We start from the raw sequence: 15,093 nt of genomic DNA on the forward strand, positions 1-15,093 counted from the left end.
CTCTCTTATTTAACGATGTTTGACCAGTTTTGGCTCACTGCCGACCAGTTAATGATATTGAAAAAAGAGTTAATATACGCTTTTCGTTGGTTCTGATAGTTGAGGTAGTAAGCATGCTCCCAAACATCTAAACCCAATATAGGCTGACCAGCCTGCTCTACAATTTTTCCCATCAAGGGGTTGTCTTGATTGGGCGTACTACAAATATATAGTTCTTTTTTGGCATTTACCGCCAACCAAGCCCAGCCCGATCCAAATCGACTAGCCGCCGCCGCCTTAAATTCTTTGGCAAAGTTCTCAAAAGAACCAAAGGCCTGAGCCAACGCTTGCCCAAATTCGCCCTCTGCAGTTCCTCCGCCTTCTGGGCTCATATTGGTCCAAAATAAACTGTGGTTGTAGTGCCCACCACCATTATTACGCAAAGCCGTATGCTCCTCCTTATCTTCCAAACGACCCAAAAGGTCCTCCAAATTATTGGCCTCTTTCTGCAAGGGATGCTCCGCCAATGCCGCATTCAATTTCTTTACATAACCCGCATGATGCTTGCCATGATGAATGTTCATGGTCTCCGTATCAATATGAGGCAAAAGGGCATCAGCCGCATAGGGCAAAGCCGGCAATACAAATTCAGCTAAACCCACAGCCGCCTCTTCTTTTTTGGGCTCGCCCTCTTTTTTTGGCCCCTCTTCCTGACAAGATTGCAAAAATAAGGGACTCAAACTAGCGCCCAAGGCCAAAGTGGCCGAACGCTTCAAAAATGTTCTTTTATTCATCATTAGATAGAGTTGTTTTGGTTATATACATAATGTCTTTGGTCTAGCTATGTTTATTTCTAGGCCTTAAGTTTCCGCTCTCATTATACAGGATATATCCGAAAAATTAAAGCCTTTAAGTTTTCTTTTTTTTGGGGCTGCCCCTCGCTTCGCTCGGGTCGGGCTGTGTCAGGGCTCGCAGGTCTGCTCGGCCCTTCGCAAAATTTCGCTACGCTCATTTTGCTCGGTCTGCGGCTTCGCCGCCCCCTTGTCCATCCCTCAGCCTGCGGCGGCTCCGCCGCCTGCTAGACCTAAAAAGCAACTAAAAAGCTAGCTCATGGCTATTAAATAATAAGCCCCGTTAGGGCTCTTAATTAACAATTGGGCCTAAAAAAAGGACCAAAACCAAAGTTTTGATCCTTTTGGACCAATGGCCTTAACCATCGGCCTATAGCTAATTGCCTTTAGCAGGAGCGAAGCGACTGGCCACAGCAAGGACTTTAGTCCGCAGCTCGACGACCAAAGGGAGTAACCGATGCGGCAGCAGAGGAGCGAAGCGACTGGCCTAGCGATGCGGCGGGGTGGCCGTCAGGCCAGACCAAGCAGGCGAAGCCTGCGCAGGGCCGAGCAGACCTGCGAGCCCCAAAGCGTAGCGCCCGCAGCTTGCTGCGGGAGGCCCCAAAACCCCTTTAAAAACAACTACTTATTGGCCAATTGGCCGCAGGCGGCATCAATATCTTTTCCTCTAGAACGGCGGACAGTGCAAGGCACCCCTCTGCGGTTGAGGTATTCTGAAAAACGATCAATTTTTTCGGCAGCGGCCTTGCTTAAAGTGACGCCCTCCACGGGATTATACTCAATAATATTGACCTTCACCTTGGGCAATTGTTGGCAGAGCGCCAGTAATTTTTGGGCATCCTCTATGCTATCATTAAAATCCTTGAAGGCAATATACTCAAAGGTCAGTTTGCTGTCTTTGGTCTGCTCATAAAAATATTGTAGGGCCTCGATGAGCGTCTCTAGGTTGTTTTGCTCATTAATGGGCATAATCTCATTTCGCTTACTATCGTCGGCAGCATGTAGCGAGAGGGCCAGATTGGAGCGGATGCCATCATCGGCTAGGCGCTTAATCATTTTGGAGATGCCCGCCGTGCTAATGGTCAGGCGGCGAGGGGCCATATCTAGGGCCCAGGGCGCCGTGAGCAGCTCTATACTTTTAAGCACGGGCCGGTAGGCGAGTAGGGGTTCGCCCATGCCCATATAGACCACATTGGTGATGGGGTGGCCGTAGGTTTGCTCGCACTGGCGGTTGACCAAAAGGACCTGATCGTAAATTTCGGGAGCATCTAGATTGCGCAGGCGTTTCATTTTGCCCGTGGCGCAGAAACTACAGCTCAGGCTACAACCCACCTGAGAAGAAATACAGACCGTAAAACGGTTTTGGCTAGGGACAGGAATCAAGACCGATTCGATGAGGTGGCCATCATGTAGACGAAAGCGATTTTTGATGGTGCCATCATTGGAGCGCTGCTCCATATCAAGGCTAATGGGGCGGATACAGAAATCTTCCTCTAGTTGTTCGCGCAATTTTTTAGAGAGGTTCGTCATTTCGGCAAAGCTGTGAGCGCCTTTTTTCCACAGCCATTCAAAAACTTGTTTAGCTCTAAATTTGGGAGCGCCTTTCGCTTTAAAGTAAGCGAGCAGGTCCTCCATTTCTAATAATCGAATATCTTGTTGTATGCCCATTATATTAAATTTGAGGGCCAAAGGTACGGATTATTCTTGGGGCAGACTAGCTTTTTAGTGATTAACTCTAGAGGAGAGATAAGAAGGCCGAAGCTTTTATTTGGCCTATTTGAAAAAAAAATGTTTTTCACAAATAGTTGATAAATAGATTTTTGTAATTTAGGACCTAGCTTGGCAGGAAAAACTTTCCCTAAGCTTGGAACTGAATCCCATCCGCCGCAGTTTGGCAATCGTAATTTATCGGGACCACCCCCAAAAAATTAATTATGCTTTATTTCTCCAACCTAATTCAGGATTGCGCCACAGCCTTAGCCGGACAAAGCCCACGCTTTGCCCACTATCCCGCTATGCGCCATCTTCACCTAAGTTGGAAAAAACAGCAACCGCTCTAAGAGTAAGCCCCGGCGCTTGCTTAGGCAATCGCCAAAATATACAATCTTCTATATATTTAGCTTTTGTCTACGCAAGCGCCAAATTGACAGCCAAACGAACTGGTTAAATGTCAATTTGGCGCTTTCTTTTTTTGAGTTTTCTTTAACTTTTTTCTAAACGCCTAATAATAAGGAGCTTGAGGTCCAGCTAAAAAAAAATGAAACAACTGGCCTAGCTTTTGACTTTAGCGAGTTAACAAAAGTTCTTTTAAGCCCTTATACTTCCATAGCATTTTATGTAAAAGAAGTTTTAGACAAAATATTATTTCACCCAAAAGCTGAAAATTATGAACAAGCAGCGTATTCTTCAAGCAGGAATCATTACCAAAACGAACAGCCTAGCACAGGCTGCTCCTGCTCTACAGCCTCATGCCGTAAGCCTTACCTTGGTCCTCGATCAGGGCAAGCAGCGGCAGCAGCCTTTTGGGCAAATGAATGCTCATTGGGCAAGCCAAGCCGTCAAAGGCCGTCAACGTTAAATTTATTCTGTTTCTTAAGTAAGTATATTTGCTCTTGGCTTTGCCAAGGGCTTTTTTTTGGCCCCAAACCAGTCTGAGCATCCGCCTTTTTCAAGGAGTTTATTATATTTAGTAGGTGTTTTGGGGCCCGCGGCCAGCCTTGCTGGCCGCCGCTATGCTGCGGGGCTCACAGGTTTGTTCGGCCCTGCGCGGGCTTTGCCCGCTGGGTCTGGCGCTATGCGCCACCCCTCCGCAGCGCTGGGCCAATGCCCCCTTTTCCACCCTTGTTCTTCTTAAAATGGCTTTGCATGAAACAGTTCTACCTATTTATATTTTTTTGGGGGCTTGGGCCTTGGCTCTATGGCCAAGATGTACATTTTAGTCAATTTGATCGAAGCTTTTGGACCGCCTCTCCAGCAGAAACGGGCGCCTTTGATGGCCGCTACCGAGCCAATTTACAGCTCCGAGAACAATGGTCGGCAGTGCCGGTGGCCTACCAAAGTTTGGGCCTGGGTTGGGAGCAAAAAGAGGCTTTTGCGGGCTTTCATTGGGGCCTCTATCTCCAAGCCGATCAGGCTGGAGATTTGGGTATGGGCCAATCGTTCTTGCGTCTGAGCTTGGCCCGAACAGAAACCCTAAGTCCCAATTGGTCCATACATATAGGAGGTTATTTGGGCGGCGGCCAGCGCTTTCTCAATTATAAGGGCGCTAGCTTTGATGAGCAGTTTCAGGGCGATCAGTTTGATCCCAGCTGGCCGCTGCAAGAACCTGCTTTAGCTACTGCCCAAAGCTTTTTATTTAGCGATCTAGGCGCTGGTTTGGCCCTAAATTATCGGGGCAAAAATTGGCAGCTGAAATGGGGGCTAGGATTGTTTCATCTCAATCAGCCTAAACAGAGCTTTTTGGGCGAAGACGACCGCTATTTGCCTATCCGACAATTGCATTATATCCAATTAGCCTATGGCTGGGGCCAAAAATGGAAGGCCCAGACGGCCCTTCAGTTCCAAGAACAAGGGCCTTATCGGGAGTGGAGCAGTAGCCAGCTCTTTTTTTATGCCCTAGACCAACGCCCAGGCCGAGAACTCAGTCTGTATACTGGCCTCTCTTGGCGCTACCAAGATAGCTGGCAGCCCCGCCTAGGTATTCAATATCAAAATAATTGGGAGCTGGGTCTGAGCTATGATGTCAATTATTCCGCTTTTCAGCCAGCGACTTTGGGCCAAGGGGGCTTTGAGCTCTTATTTGTCTATATTTGGCGGCCCCTGCCCAAATTTCCTAGCAAAAAGAATTGTCCTATCTTGTAGACGGCCAAGCGCCATTTTGGCCCAGCGCTGCGCAGCCGTGGCCCAAAGGGCCAGACCAAGGAGCAAAGCGACGCAGGGCCGAGCAGACCTGCGAGCGGCGAAGCATAGCGGCGGCCAGCAAAGCTGGCCGCGGGCCCCAAAAAAACAGCTGAATTATTACCTATAAAAAAGAATCAATTATGAAAACATTTTGGAGCCTGCTACTCCTACTTAGCCTAACGGTTGGGCAAACTATGGCCCAAGAAAAAGAAGCCTACCAACTTTATGATAGCAAAGGCAAAAAACTGAAGTACAAAAAAATGCTTAAGAAATTGAGCAATTTGGATATGGTATTTTTTGGCGAACTGCATAATAATACGATTAGCCATTGGTTGCAACTCGAGCTCAGCCGCGACCTTTACGCCCAAAGAGGAGAAGAGCTGGTGATGGGGGCCGAAATGTTTGAGGCCGATAATCAGGTGATTATAAATGAGTACTTTTTTGGCTACATTAGTAGCTCTAATTTTGAGAAAGAAATGCGCCTTTGGCCCAATTACCGCACCGATTATAAACCATTAGTTGAGTTTGCCCGAGAAAATGGCCTGCGCTTCGCTTGCACCAATGTCCCCCGCCGATATGCCTCTATGGTGAGCCGACAAGGCCTAGACCAACTGGATAATCTGCCCGAATATTCTAAGGTCTTTTTTGCGCCCCTGCCCATTGAAACCAATATAGAGCTGGGCTGCTACCAAAAAATGCTCGATATGGCTGGTGGAGACGAAAGTTTTCCGCATGCCCAAATGCTAAAAGATGCTACTATGGCCCATTTTACGCTCTCTAACTGGAACGAAGGCGAGCTGTTTTTACACTTCAACGGAAGCTTCCACTCCGATTTCCATGAGGGAATCGTCTACTATATTAAAGAGGAAAAACCCGAAATTAAACTGGCCGTAATTACTACCGTAGAACAAGAAGATATCTCGAAACTAGACCGAGAACACTACAAAAAAGCAGATTATATCCTTGTCGTGCCTAGCCGAATGACCAAAACTTATTAGAAAAGCAGGGAAATAGCTGTTATCAGAGATATAAAGTAGGTGAAAAACTAAAAAAAATTAGTAAATGCTTGTTTAGGCAATAAAGATGCCTTATCTTTAAGTCAAGATAATTACAGAACAGCAAAGTTTTGTATTTAGCCTGAGTGCCTAACTCAGACAACTTATTCTTTTACTTAAATTCTCTTTGTCTAATGGATGCAAGTCAAAAAGTGACCACACTTCCTGGTGAAGTTTGGCAAAAAGTAGATTTTGGTCGCGCAACTCTACACTTCGAATACTATATCTCTAATATGGGCCGCATTAAGAGCTATCATAAACGCACCACTGGTGAGCGTTTATTGAAAGGCTCTGTAGACCATCGTGGTTTCCGTCGTTTGCATATTCGCTTGGCGGATAAAACCTATGGTGAGTTAGCGCTACATATTTTTATTGCTACTCATTTCTGCGAAAAGCCCTCTGATGAGTTTAATCATGCGGTGCATGTAGATTATGACCGTTCAAATAATAAATGGACCAATATTAAGTGGCTCAACCATGACGAATGGAGAGAGTACATGCAAAATAGTCCTAATTATAAGGATACTCGTAGCCGCAAGGAGCGCCACTACCGCATGAGCCCTGCCAAGGTGCGTTTGCTCAAAAGTGCTTCTAAGCGCAGCAAACTCAAAAAGAGAGAGTTGGCCGAGGCTTTTGCTATTACGCCTATGCAAATCTATCGTATTGAGCGTGGCCTAAACTGGTCTCATGTTCATCCGACAGAAGAAGATTTGGCTGCGGCTAAGGATATTAGCCTAGAAGATTTGAAAGAGCGCGTGCTTCAGCTAGATACTGAAAAACAGCGCCGTCTAGCCGAGGAAGATTAGGTTTTAGCCTACTTTTTAGCAAAAGAGCCCCTGAGTTTTCAGGGGCTCTTTTTTTATGGTAGCCAAGCCAAGGCGGCTAAGCCTAAGGCCATATAAATTTTGAGTAATAGACTGAGTTGGCGCCAATCTTCCTTAGTTTTTGCATTGATTAAGACAAAAATAAGCAAAAATAAAAGGGCTGTTAGCAATAAAAAATGGCCCCAAAAATAGCCTGAAAATAGCCCGAAATAAGGCCAAACTAAAGCTACTCCTGTACCCAAACTGCCCAAAAGAAGAAAAAAGAGCAAACTTTTTAGGGCCCAAGCAGGCAAATAATAGGCTAAGGTAAAGGTCCCTTGGGCTTGGTCGCCTGCTAGATCTTCTCGGTCTTTGGCTATTTCTCGAACCAAATTGCTGCCAAAGGCAAAAACCAAATAGGCCTCAAAAAAGGTTTTGGCCCAGCGGTTTTCTCGCAAATAGGGCAGGGCTTCTATATAATAGAGGCCCAAACTTGCCAAGACTAAAGCCGCCACCAATAAATTACCGAGCAAAGGCCAAGCCTTAAGATGAGCAGAATAGGCCCAAAGCAAAAAACTAATGCCCAGCAAAATGGGCAAAAGAAAGCTTGGAGAATAAATAGCGGCCAAACTTAAGGGCAATAGTTGTAGCCAAGCATAATGAACAAAGCCCCAAAAAATAGAAATTTCTTTTCCCAATGGCCCTTTTCGCTCATTCAAGCGGTCTATCTCCAAATCATAATAATCGTTGATGAGGTAACCCGCAGCGGCCAAGCTAACCGTTGCCAAAGTATAAAGCAGATAAATGGACCAATTTTCTTCGCCTAAGGGGCGCAAAAGTAGGAGGTAAAACAAAGCTTGCCCAATCCACAACAAAAGTAGATTGGGCCAGCGAATAAGGCAAAAAAAAGCGCCAATTAGAGCTCCGTAATTTTTTCCTGCGGCCATTGGTCCTGCACTTTTAATACCCGCTCAATGACATCACGCACAGCACCTAGGCCCCCTTTTTTAGGCGAAACATATTGGCTAACGGCCTGAATTTCAGGCACGGCATCGGCTGGGCAGCAAGCCAAAGCCACCAAACGCATAGGCGCATAATCTGGCAAATCATCGCCCATATATAAACAATGGTCCAAATTGATGCGCTCGGTTTCAATCAGCTCCCGCATACAAGAAAGTTTGTCGTGCTGCCCCGCAAAATAATTGCCAGCAGGCAGGCCCAAACCCTCAAAACGGCGCCAAACGCCCTCAGAACGCCCCCCCGTAATGATAAAAATCTCATAGCCTTTTTCTAGGGCCAGCTTAAAGGCAAAACCATCTTTAACGTTCATGCTACGCAGCAAACGGCCATCTTCCTGCACCAGCAGTTCGCCATTCGTAAAAACGCCATCCACATCAAAAATGAAGGTCTTAATTTCAGATAAGTAGTTTAGAAAACTCATAAGTAGTAGTTTATTGATTTTTTGGGGCTGCCCCGGCCTTTGGCCGGGTCGGGCTCTGCGGGGCTCGCTGTTACTTGCTTCGCTGCGTCGGCTCCCGTTGGTCGGGTCGCTCGGCCCTGCGCAAAATTTCGCTTTGCTCATTTTGCTTGGTCTGCGGCTTCGCCGCCCCCCTACCATCCCTCAGCCGATAGCTGCCGGGCGGAAAAGGGGAAGGCTGGGCTGGCATTAACATGCAGCTATTTTTTGTCAAAGGCGGCCCAATCGGAGGGCGAGATATGGGGGTAGTTTTTGCCTGCTTCCAAATTTAGAATGACTGGCCGATGTGAGTTGCAATTTGGTCCTTCTCCGCAAAGCATATATTCTGAGTAATAGGCCTTTTGGCCGGGGCGGCTTTGGGTGAGCGTAAAAATTTCATATTGGCCGGGGGGCAATTTTAGCTCATACTCTAGGGTAGAGCGGTTAAATTCTCTGCTGGTCATCATGGCGCCGGTTCCAATATTGCGGGCCACAATGGTGAGGTCCTTGGGCAAATGCCCGGGGTAAGCCAATTTTCCAGAAACAGTAGCTTTTGGGGCTGCTGCTTGATTGTTAGTTTGTTCTTGCTTTTCTGTTTGGACCGATTGCTCTGCCGTTTCTGTTTGGCAGGTCCAAAAACTCATAGAAAGGAGAAGAAAGAAGATTGTTTTTTTCATCATGCTGATTTTGGTCGTGCAGGCGGCGAAGCCGCCGCAGGCTTAGGGATGGAAAGCAGTGGCCGTCAGGCCAGACCCAGCCGCCGAAGGCGGCGCAGGGCCGAGCGAACAGCGAGCTGCGACACAGCCCGGCCCGGCAGTAGGGCGGGCAAGCCCCAAAAAAAATAAATAAAATTAGGGATCCCCTTAAAAAAGGGCTTTTTTTGCAAAAAAAAGAAATGCAGTTACCAGAGGACTTTTGTCAGTTGATGTAGGAGCAATTGCCTGCGGCGGATTGGGCCAATTTGCAGGCGGGGCTAGAAGCCGAGGAAAAGCCACTTTCTCTGCGGCAAAATCCGTATAAAAGGACCAATTTGCCTTGGGCCGAGCAGTTGCAGCCCCTGCCTTGGTCTGCCGAGGCCTATTATTTGTTGGAGCGGCCAAATTTTGCCTTAGATCCGCTTTGGCATGCTGGCGCCTATTATGTGCAAGAGGCCTCTTCCATGTTGTTGGCGCAGATGATTCGGCAGCATTTGCCGCAAAAAGAAAATCTGGCGGCCCTAGATTTATCGGCAGCGCCGGGTGGAAAAACGACTTTATTGGCTGCTCAACTGCCGCCGGATGCTATCTTATTGGCCAATATGCGGCATTCTGCGAGTCGACAAAATGAGATTTTGGACCAAATTATTGGCTGTTTGGCGCCGGAAGGGGTTTTGGTGTATAGCATTTGTACTTTTAACCGCTATGAAAACGAGGCGCAAATCGAGCGGCTTTTGGCTGAGCGGGAAGATTTGGAGCTTTTGCGTTTGGCGTTAGATGAAAGTTGGGGTTTTATTGAAAGCAATTTGGGTTATCGGGCCTATCCGGGTCGGGTTTCTGGAGAAGGTTTCTTTTTGTCGGTAATTCGGAGAAAAGCGGGACGGGCCAAAAAGCTCAAAGCGCCTAAAAAGCCTAGTTTTAAGGCGGTAAAGGAGTTGGATAATTGGGCCAAAAAACTGGATACTGTTTGGGGCCTAGATTTTTGGTTGAGAGGAGAGGAAATTGTGGCTTTTCCCAAAGTGCATAAAAAGCTAGGTGAGCAATTGGCTCGATCATTATATCTTTTGCAGGCGGGGGCTAACTTACTGGAGCAAAAAGGTGCAAAATATCGGCCTATGGCGAGTAGTGGACAGAGTTTGGCTTGGGCCAAGTCTGCTTTTCCGAGCATTGAATTAGAAAAAGAGGCGGCCTTAAATTATTTGAGAGGAGAAGTTTTATCCTTAGAAAATATGCCCAAGGGGTGGTTTCAACTCCATTATCAGGGCTTGCCTTTAGGCTGGGCCAAAGGCTTGCTTGGGGGGAGAATGAATAATTATTACCCCAAACATTGGCGGCTCAGACAGCGTTAATCTCAATGTTTACGATTTCTTAATAGAAAATGTCTATAGACAAGCCCGAATAGTCGCCCTGCTTTTCTCTAAAAAAGCTTAACTTTGCGCAAAACAAAGCAGCCTGTTATGAAAGACCAAAAGGACTACAAAATTCTAATTGCAGATGATGAGCCCGATATTTTGGAGTTCGTTACCTACAACCTCATCAAAGAAGGCTATCAGGTGAGTACGGCCAGAAACGGCATGGAAGCCGTAGAGAAGGCCAAGGAAGTACAACCTCACCTTATTTTGCTCGATATTATGATGCCTGAGCTAGACGGGGTAGAGGTTTGCCGAGAATTGCGTAGCCAGCCCGAATTTGAACACACCATTATTGCTTTTCTCACGGCCCGAAGCGAGGATTACTCGCAGATTGTGGGTTTTGAAGTGGGAGGCGATGACTACATCACCAAACCGATTCGCCCTAGAGTGCTCATCAGCCGAATTGCGGCCCTTTTGCGACGCTATAATAATAGCCCGCAAGAAGAAGGGGACCAAATTCGGGTGGCGGACCTTGTTATTGACAAGGAACGAGTTTTGGTGATTCGAGGAGAAGAAGAAATTGCCTTGGCCAAAAAAGAGTTTGAACTGCTCTGTTTGTTGGCCTCTAAACCCGGAAAAGTCTTTGCTCGCGAAGAGATTTTTAAGAATGTTTGGGGCAATGATGTCATTGTTGGTAATCGAACCATTGATGTGCACATTCGCAAAATTCGAGAGAAGATTGGCGAGTATTATATCAAGACCATTAAGGGGATTGGTTATAAGTTTGAGTTTTAATTTTTGAAGAAATAATAAAGAGGAGAGTACTTGACTGACTCTCCTTTTTTTTTGCCTTTTGTTAAATTTTGACCCTATGTTATTTTTGGCGCCCAAAAATCCTACGCCTCAATTATTGGCTTTTCTTACGGCCCTACAGGCCAGTTTACCGGCCCTAATTGGCTTAATTGCTCTCAAGCTGTTGCTGCCTAGCTTGCTCAGTTGGTGGGCGCTTTTGCCCATTTTTCTGATCTTTTTGGGCACGGGATATTATGCTAGCCATCGGGCTTTGCGCAAGTTTATCTACAACAAAGTGAAGTTGATTTATAAGTCGATTCACAGCCTAAAGGCCCCTAAATCAAGCAAGCCGCTCAATATTGATATGCGCAATCATATTATTGATCGAGTAGAAAAAGAGGTGACCGAATGGGCCAAAGACTGGACCCAAGAGATTCGCTATCTCAAAAAAATGGAGCAGTACCGCCGAGAGTTTATTGACAACGTTTCGCATGAACTCAAAACGCCCATATTCAATATGCAGGGCTATTTGTATACCTTGGCCGATGGCGGTTTGGAGGATGAAATGATCCGAGATAAGTATCTGCAGCGGGCCATTGATAATGTAGAGCGCATTGCGGAGATTGTTCAAGAGCTCAATCATATTTCTAAATTTGAGTCTAGTGCGGTAGAGCTAGAAATGCAGCCTTTTGATATTCAGGAGTTGGCTCAAGAGGTGGTGGAAAGCATGGAGATCAGTGCCGAGAAAAAACAGATTGATTTGCGTTTTAAGGACACGGCCAAAAAACCTTATATTGTACAAGCCGACCGCGAGATGATTCGGCAGGTTTTGGTCAATTTGGTCTCCAATTCTATTAAATATGGCCGCCCAAAAGGCCATACCCTCATTGGTTTTTACGATTTGGACCAAAATGTCTTGATCGAGATTTCCGATACGGGCAAGGGCATTGCTCAGGAGCATCTGCCCCGTCTTTTTGAGCGCTTTTATCGGGTAGACAAGGGCCGCTCTCGACATGAGGGGGGCACTGGTCTGGGCCTTTCTATCGTTAAGCATATTGTGGAGGCGCATCAACAGACGATAAATGTGCGCAGCCGCCTAGGCGTGGGCTCTACTTTTGGCTTTACCTTGGCCAAATATAAGGGCTAGGATAATGAGGATTTGGGGCCCGCGGCCGGCTAGGCTTCGCCTAGGTCGGCCGCCGCTATGCTGCGCGGCTCACAGGTCTGTTCGGCCCTTCGCAAAAAAGCTCCGCTTTTTTTGCTCGGTCTGGCGCTTTGCGCCACCGCTGCGCAGCGCTGGGCCATTTGGATCATGCTTTAAACTAAATTACTAATGAACAAATTTCTCTTGTTATTTGCTGCTTTGCCCTTGCTTTGGGCCTGTAAAAAAGAAACGCCCGACCCTCAAACGGAAGAAGCCAAAGTCATTTTTCGCATTTCGGTAGATCCTAGCCAAGAGCGGCTAGATAATTTGGGGCAGCCAGCGGCCATGCCCGCAGGGCATGCGGGCCAAGATCCCGATTTTTACGAAATTACTGCTCATTATTTAGAGTTGGCCCCCTCGGCTTATACCCAATTGGGGGATGGGGCAGTTTTGTATCATGCTCCAGAAGTGACTACTGGCGGCGACCAAGCCATTGATTTCTCGCAGCGGAAAGCTACTGCTTCTGGTGATATTTTTTTGGAGGTCCCCATTTCTCAATTTCCTCTGGGAGATTATGAGTGGCTGCGCCTTTCTTTGGCCTACCAAAACTATGGGGTAGAATTCTATTATAACAACCAGGCGTTTACGGGCCGTTTGGCTAGTTTTGTGGGCTATAATAGCTATATAGATACGGTGATTGTGGACCAACAATCTTTGGCCGTTAATGCCAATAAGTTGCAGGGCTTTTGGGCCTTTGAAACGCCCTTTAATTTAGCGTCTGGTCAGGCTGCAGGGACCACCGTGCCCAATCCTTTGGCGGCCAGCTCGCCTATTCCGGCTGGTAGCTGCATCGTCACGGGCCAATTGGAGCAAATCCTGAGCATTACAGGCAATGAAACCGAAGATATTGAAATCAACATGAGCCTGTCGACCAACAAAAGCTTTGAGTGGGAAGACCTGAATGGCAATGGAAAATGGGACGTAGGGCCCAATAATCCAGAATCTGTAGTGGATATGGGTTTGCGGGGACTAAAAGCTTTTGTTGATTAAGCTTTCCTTGATGCCATGCAAAAAGCGCCTTCTGATCAGAAGGCGCTTTTTTGTTTGTAGGTCCAAGATTTCATTCCTAGAGTTATTCCATAAGAGTTTCAAGCATATATCCATCCTACAGGCCCGAAGGGCCGCAGGCCTAGCGATGTGCAGCAGTGCGGCGAAGCCGCAGACCAAGGCCGTTAGGCCGCAGGGCCGAGCGAACAGCGAGCTGCGAAACGTAGCGCCTGCCGAAGGCAGGAGGCCCCAAATACCTAAAAAACGAATGGCAAAAAGCTATAATTTTTGTGAAAAAATCACAAAACAGAAGTATATTGCTAAATTGAATAAAGCGAAATCCTTTAGGAGCTATGTTGATACAATTTGCAGTAGAGAACTTTTTCTCTTTTAAAGAAGAAGCTATTCTGAGTTTTTTGGGAAATAAGACGACCAAAGAGCATGAGGAAGAGAATATATTTTACTTGGAGGGGCAGAAAATATTGAAGTCTTTGGCTATTTATGGGGCCAATGCTAGCGGGAAAACCAACCTTTTTTTGGCCTTAAGGTTTATGCTAGACTGTATGAAACATGGTTTGGACACTATTTTTAAGGAAGATGCGGGGAAAAGTACGGCCTTTTTGTTTTCTCCCACCACAGCTAAAGAAAGCTCTTTTTTTGAGCTCGTTTTTGCTGTAGAGGGGCAGTTCTATCATTATGGTTTTGAGATTTTTGAGGGCAAACTGCAGGCGGAATGGCTGTATCGAGGTTGGAACAAAGAAGAGGAGCTTTTTCAGCGGGAGAAGCAGCAAATTGATTATGATAAGGACTTGTTTTCAGAAGGCGATCGCTTGGCCGAAAAGACGAGGCCCGATGTATTGTTTTTGCTTGTTTGTGCGCAGTTTAATGGAACAATTGCTAAGTCTATTTTGGATTATGTTGCTAAGGTGAATGTATTAACGGGCCTAAAGGGAGAGTCAATCTTAGGATTTGGGCTAAAAAAGTTTGAGGAAGATGAGCGATTTAGACTTTGGTTACAGCAGTTTATGCAGCCTTTGGGCATTGAGCGAATTTCTTTAAGTGGGGAGTCTGGAAAAAGAGAATATCGCTTTTGGCATCAGGTATTTGATGAAAGCGGGCAGGGGATAGAGAGTCAAGGTTTGCCTTTAGCGCGGATGTCTACAGGAACTCGAAAATTGCTTTGCTTTTTGGCCCCTATTTATGAAGCGCTAGAAGAGCAAGAGGTTTTGTTTATAGATGAGCTAGATGCGAGCTTTCATCCTTTGCTCTTAGAGCTTTTGTTGAAGCTATTTCATCGGCACAATAAAAAAGGGGCGCAGTTTGCCTTTAGTTTACACAATCCTCGTTTGCTAGAGCAAAAGCTTTTGCGTAGGGATCAAATTTACTTTGTCGAGAAAACGCCCAGAGGGGCTTCTCAACTTTATTCGCTACTAGATTATAAGGTCCGAAATGATGAGAAACTAGATAAGAACTATTTGAAGGGGAAATATGGGGCTTTGCCAGAGCTTCAGCTGTTAGAAGAAAAATTATTGGAGTATGGGCAAGAAGAATAGACGAGAAAGAAAAGGCCCTAAGCGAGAGTCTAAACATCTTGATGCAAGGGAAACAGGCGATGGGCAGCTGCTCCAATTTGCTTTTGCTTATTTTTCCAGAACGCAATTATATCCCTTTAAATATTGGGAAGAAAATGACCTATTAGCAGATGCTTTGGATAGCTTGGTTAACTTAGCCAACTCTAGTGTACATGAGTTGAAAAGGGATCAGCGACTCAAAATTTATGGTCCAAATATTCCCAATGGCTCTGCTTTTAAGCAGCCCCGCAATATTCCTGGAACTGCTTGTTGGGCCTCTTTACGCCTGACTGGAAAGCGTCGGCTAATCGGATTCATGGAACAACAATGCTTTCAATTAGTCTTTTTGGACCCTGAGCATAAATTCTATCCAAGTCCAAAGAAGCATACCTAAGCCCCAAAAACTAACAAAGCCCACTACTTAATTGTAGCGGGCTTTGTCTATTCT

The 15,093-nt window shown here is 46.3% G+C and carries 16 protein-coding genes; 11 read left to right on the plus strand and 5 right to left on the minus strand.

Going from position 1 to position 15,093, the window contains the following annotated elements:
• Positions 1–5 precede the first annotated feature (5 nt).
• Together SAPGRDRAFT_RS16610 and rlmN are read right to left on the minus strand one after the other, a co-directional pair.
• Positions 6–776: a superoxide dismutase gene (locus SAPGRDRAFT_RS16610; protein ID WP_253271354.1), complete on the minus strand. Its 771-nt coding sequence runs from the start codon at positions 774–776 to the stop codon at positions 6–8.
• A gap of 675 nt (positions 777–1,451) precedes the next feature.
• Positions 1,452–2,498 (minus strand): 23S rRNA (adenine(2503)-C(2))-methyltransferase RlmN, encoded by a 1,047-nt coding sequence (gene rlmN, locus SAPGRDRAFT_RS16615; RefSeq protein WP_037350430.1) that lies wholly within the window; start codon positions 2,496–2,498, stop codon positions 1,452–1,454.
• Positions 2,499–2,764: 266 nt separating this feature from the next.
• Here rlmN and SAPGRDRAFT_RS23775 point away from each other — a divergent pair, with 266 nt between their 5' ends.
• From SAPGRDRAFT_RS23775 to SAPGRDRAFT_RS16635, 5 genes are all read left to right on the plus strand, one after another.
• Positions 2,765–2,890 (plus strand): hypothetical protein, encoded by a 126-nt coding sequence (locus SAPGRDRAFT_RS23775; protein ID WP_002660440.1) that lies wholly within the window; start codon positions 2,765–2,767, stop codon positions 2,888–2,890.
• Between the two features lie 326 nt (positions 2,891–3,216).
• Positions 3,217–3,408 carry a hypothetical protein gene (locus SAPGRDRAFT_RS16620; protein WP_002660441.1) on the plus strand — a complete coding sequence of 64 codons (192 nt, stop codon included), beginning with the start codon at positions 3,217–3,219 and terminating at the stop codon, positions 3,406–3,408.
• 287 nt (positions 3,409–3,695) lie between these two features.
• Positions 3,696–4,691, plus strand: coding sequence for a PorP/SprF family type IX secretion system membrane protein (locus SAPGRDRAFT_RS16625; protein ID WP_002660443.1), 996 nt, complete (start codon positions 3,696–3,698; stop codon positions 4,689–4,691).
• A gap of 179 nt (positions 4,692–4,870) precedes the next feature.
• Positions 4,871–5,728 carry a ChaN family lipoprotein gene (locus SAPGRDRAFT_RS16630; protein ID WP_002660445.1) on the plus strand — a complete coding sequence of 286 codons (858 nt, stop codon included), beginning with the start codon at positions 4,871–4,873 and terminating at the stop codon, positions 5,726–5,728.
• 191 nt (positions 5,729–5,919) lie between these two features.
• The gene (locus tag SAPGRDRAFT_RS16635; protein WP_002660446.1) at positions 5,920–6,591 is read left to right on the plus strand and encodes an NUMOD4 domain-containing protein; all 672 of its coding nucleotides are present in this window, start codon (positions 5,920–5,922) and stop codon (positions 6,589–6,591) included.
• 53 nt (positions 6,592–6,644) lie between these two features.
• Here SAPGRDRAFT_RS16635 and SAPGRDRAFT_RS16640 read toward each other — a convergent pair whose 3' ends face one another.
• From SAPGRDRAFT_RS16640 to SAPGRDRAFT_RS16650, 3 genes are all read right to left on the minus strand, one after another.
• On the minus strand, positions 6,645–7,535 hold the full coding sequence (locus SAPGRDRAFT_RS16640; RefSeq protein ID WP_002660447.1) for a UbiA family prenyltransferase: 891 nt from the start codon (positions 7,533–7,535) through the stop codon (positions 6,645–6,647).
• On the minus strand, positions 7,505–8,029 hold the full coding sequence (locus SAPGRDRAFT_RS16645) for a KdsC family phosphatase (protein ID WP_002660450.1): 525 nt from the start codon (positions 8,027–8,029) through the stop codon (positions 7,505–7,507). Before SAPGRDRAFT_RS16645 ends, SAPGRDRAFT_RS16640 begins: the two co-directional genes overlap by 31 nt.
• Before the next feature lie 236 nt (positions 8,030–8,265).
• Positions 8,266–8,724: a hypothetical protein gene (locus SAPGRDRAFT_RS16650; RefSeq protein ID WP_253271355.1), complete on the minus strand. Its 459-nt coding sequence runs from the start codon at positions 8,722–8,724 to the stop codon at positions 8,266–8,268.
• 257 nt (positions 8,725–8,981) lie between these two features.
• Here SAPGRDRAFT_RS16650 and SAPGRDRAFT_RS16655 point away from each other — a divergent pair, with 257 nt between their 5' ends.
• From SAPGRDRAFT_RS16655 to SAPGRDRAFT_RS16685, 6 genes are all read left to right on the plus strand, one after another.
• Positions 8,982–10,088, plus strand: a complete 1,107-nt coding sequence (locus SAPGRDRAFT_RS16655) for a methyltransferase RsmF C-terminal domain-like protein (RefSeq protein WP_002660453.1) — start codon at positions 8,982–8,984, stop codon at positions 10,086–10,088.
• Positions 10,089–10,196: 108 nt separating this feature from the next.
• The gene (locus SAPGRDRAFT_RS16660) at positions 10,197–10,886 is read left to right on the plus strand and encodes a response regulator transcription factor (protein WP_002660455.1); all 690 of its coding nucleotides are present in this window, start codon (positions 10,197–10,199) and stop codon (positions 10,884–10,886) included.
• A 76-nt stretch (positions 10,887–10,962) separates the two neighbouring features.
• A complete protein-coding gene (locus SAPGRDRAFT_RS16665; protein WP_002660457.1) occupies positions 10,963–12,030 on the plus strand; it encodes a sensor histidine kinase in 1,068 nt (355 codons plus the stop codon).
• Positions 12,031–12,216: 186 nt separating this feature from the next.
• Positions 12,217–13,077 carry a hypothetical protein gene (locus SAPGRDRAFT_RS16670; protein WP_002660458.1) on the plus strand — a complete coding sequence of 287 codons (861 nt, stop codon included), beginning with the start codon at positions 12,217–12,219 and terminating at the stop codon, positions 13,075–13,077.
• A 350-nt stretch (positions 13,078–13,427) separates the two neighbouring features.
• Entirely contained in the window at positions 13,428–14,627 is a 1,200-nt protein-coding gene (locus SAPGRDRAFT_RS16680; protein ID WP_002660460.1) for an AAA family ATPase, read from the plus strand.
• The gene (locus tag SAPGRDRAFT_RS16685; protein ID WP_002660462.1) at positions 14,611–15,039 is read left to right on the plus strand and encodes a hypothetical protein; all 429 of its coding nucleotides are present in this window, start codon (positions 14,611–14,613) and stop codon (positions 15,037–15,039) included. The genes SAPGRDRAFT_RS16680 and SAPGRDRAFT_RS16685 overlap by 17 nt, the downstream gene beginning before the upstream one ends.
• Positions 15,040–15,093: the final 54 nt, after the last annotated feature.

It is taken from the genome of Saprospira grandis DSM 2844, assembly GCF_000275825.1.
GTDB lineage: Bacteria > Bacteroidota > Bacteroidia > Chitinophagales > Saprospiraceae > Saprospira > Saprospira grandis_A.

Bases quoted from the DNA above. Each gene is read 5' to 3' on its own strand.
- SAPGRDRAFT_RS16630 (WP_002660445.1), top strand. From the start codon at position 4,871: ATGAAAACATTTTGGAGCCTGCTACTCCTACTTAGCCTAACGGTTGGG.
- SAPGRDRAFT_RS16665 (WP_002660457.1), top strand. From the start codon at position 10,963: ATGTTATTTTTGGCGCCCAAAAATCCTACGCCTCAATTATTGGCTTTT.
- SAPGRDRAFT_RS16685 (WP_002660462.1), top strand. From the start codon at position 14,611: ATGGGCAAGAAGAATAGACGAGAAAGAAAAGGCCCTAAGCGAGAGTCT.
- rlmN (WP_037350430.1), bottom strand. From the start codon at position 2,498: ATGGGCATACAACAAGATATTCGATTATTAGAAATGGAGGACCTGCTC.
- SAPGRDRAFT_RS16625 (WP_002660443.1), top strand. From the start codon at position 3,696: ATGAAACAGTTCTACCTATTTATATTTTTTTGGGGGCTTGGGCCTTGG.
- SAPGRDRAFT_RS16640 (WP_002660447.1), bottom strand. From the start codon at position 7,535: ATGGCCGCAGGAAAAAATTACGGAGCTCTAATTGGCGCTTTTTTTTGC.
- SAPGRDRAFT_RS16635 (WP_002660446.1), top strand. From the start codon at position 5,920: ATGGATGCAAGTCAAAAAGTGACCACACTTCCTGGTGAAGTTTGGCAA.
- SAPGRDRAFT_RS16620 (WP_002660441.1), top strand. From the start codon at position 3,217: ATGAACAAGCAGCGTATTCTTCAAGCAGGAATCATTACCAAAACGAAC.
- SAPGRDRAFT_RS16650 (WP_253271355.1), bottom strand. From the start codon at position 8,724: ATGATGAAAAAAACAATCTTCTTTCTTCTCCTTTCTATGAGTTTTTGG.
- SAPGRDRAFT_RS16645 (WP_002660450.1), bottom strand. From the start codon at position 8,029: ATGAGTTTTCTAAACTACTTATCTGAAATTAAGACCTTCATTTTTGAT.
- SAPGRDRAFT_RS16660 (WP_002660455.1), top strand. From the start codon at position 10,197: ATGAAAGACCAAAAGGACTACAAAATTCTAATTGCAGATGATGAGCCC.
- SAPGRDRAFT_RS16680 (WP_002660460.1), top strand. From the start codon at position 13,428: ATGTTGATACAATTTGCAGTAGAGAACTTTTTCTCTTTTAAAGAAGAA.
- SAPGRDRAFT_RS16670 (WP_002660458.1), top strand. From the start codon at position 12,217: ATGAACAAATTTCTCTTGTTATTTGCTGCTTTGCCCTTGCTTTGGGCC.
- SAPGRDRAFT_RS23775 (WP_002660440.1), top strand. From the start codon at position 2,765: ATGCTTTATTTCTCCAACCTAATTCAGGATTGCGCCACAGCCTTAGCC.
- SAPGRDRAFT_RS16610 (WP_253271354.1), bottom strand. From the start codon at position 776: ATGATGAATAAAAGAACATTTTTGAAGCGTTCGGCCACTTTGGCCTTG.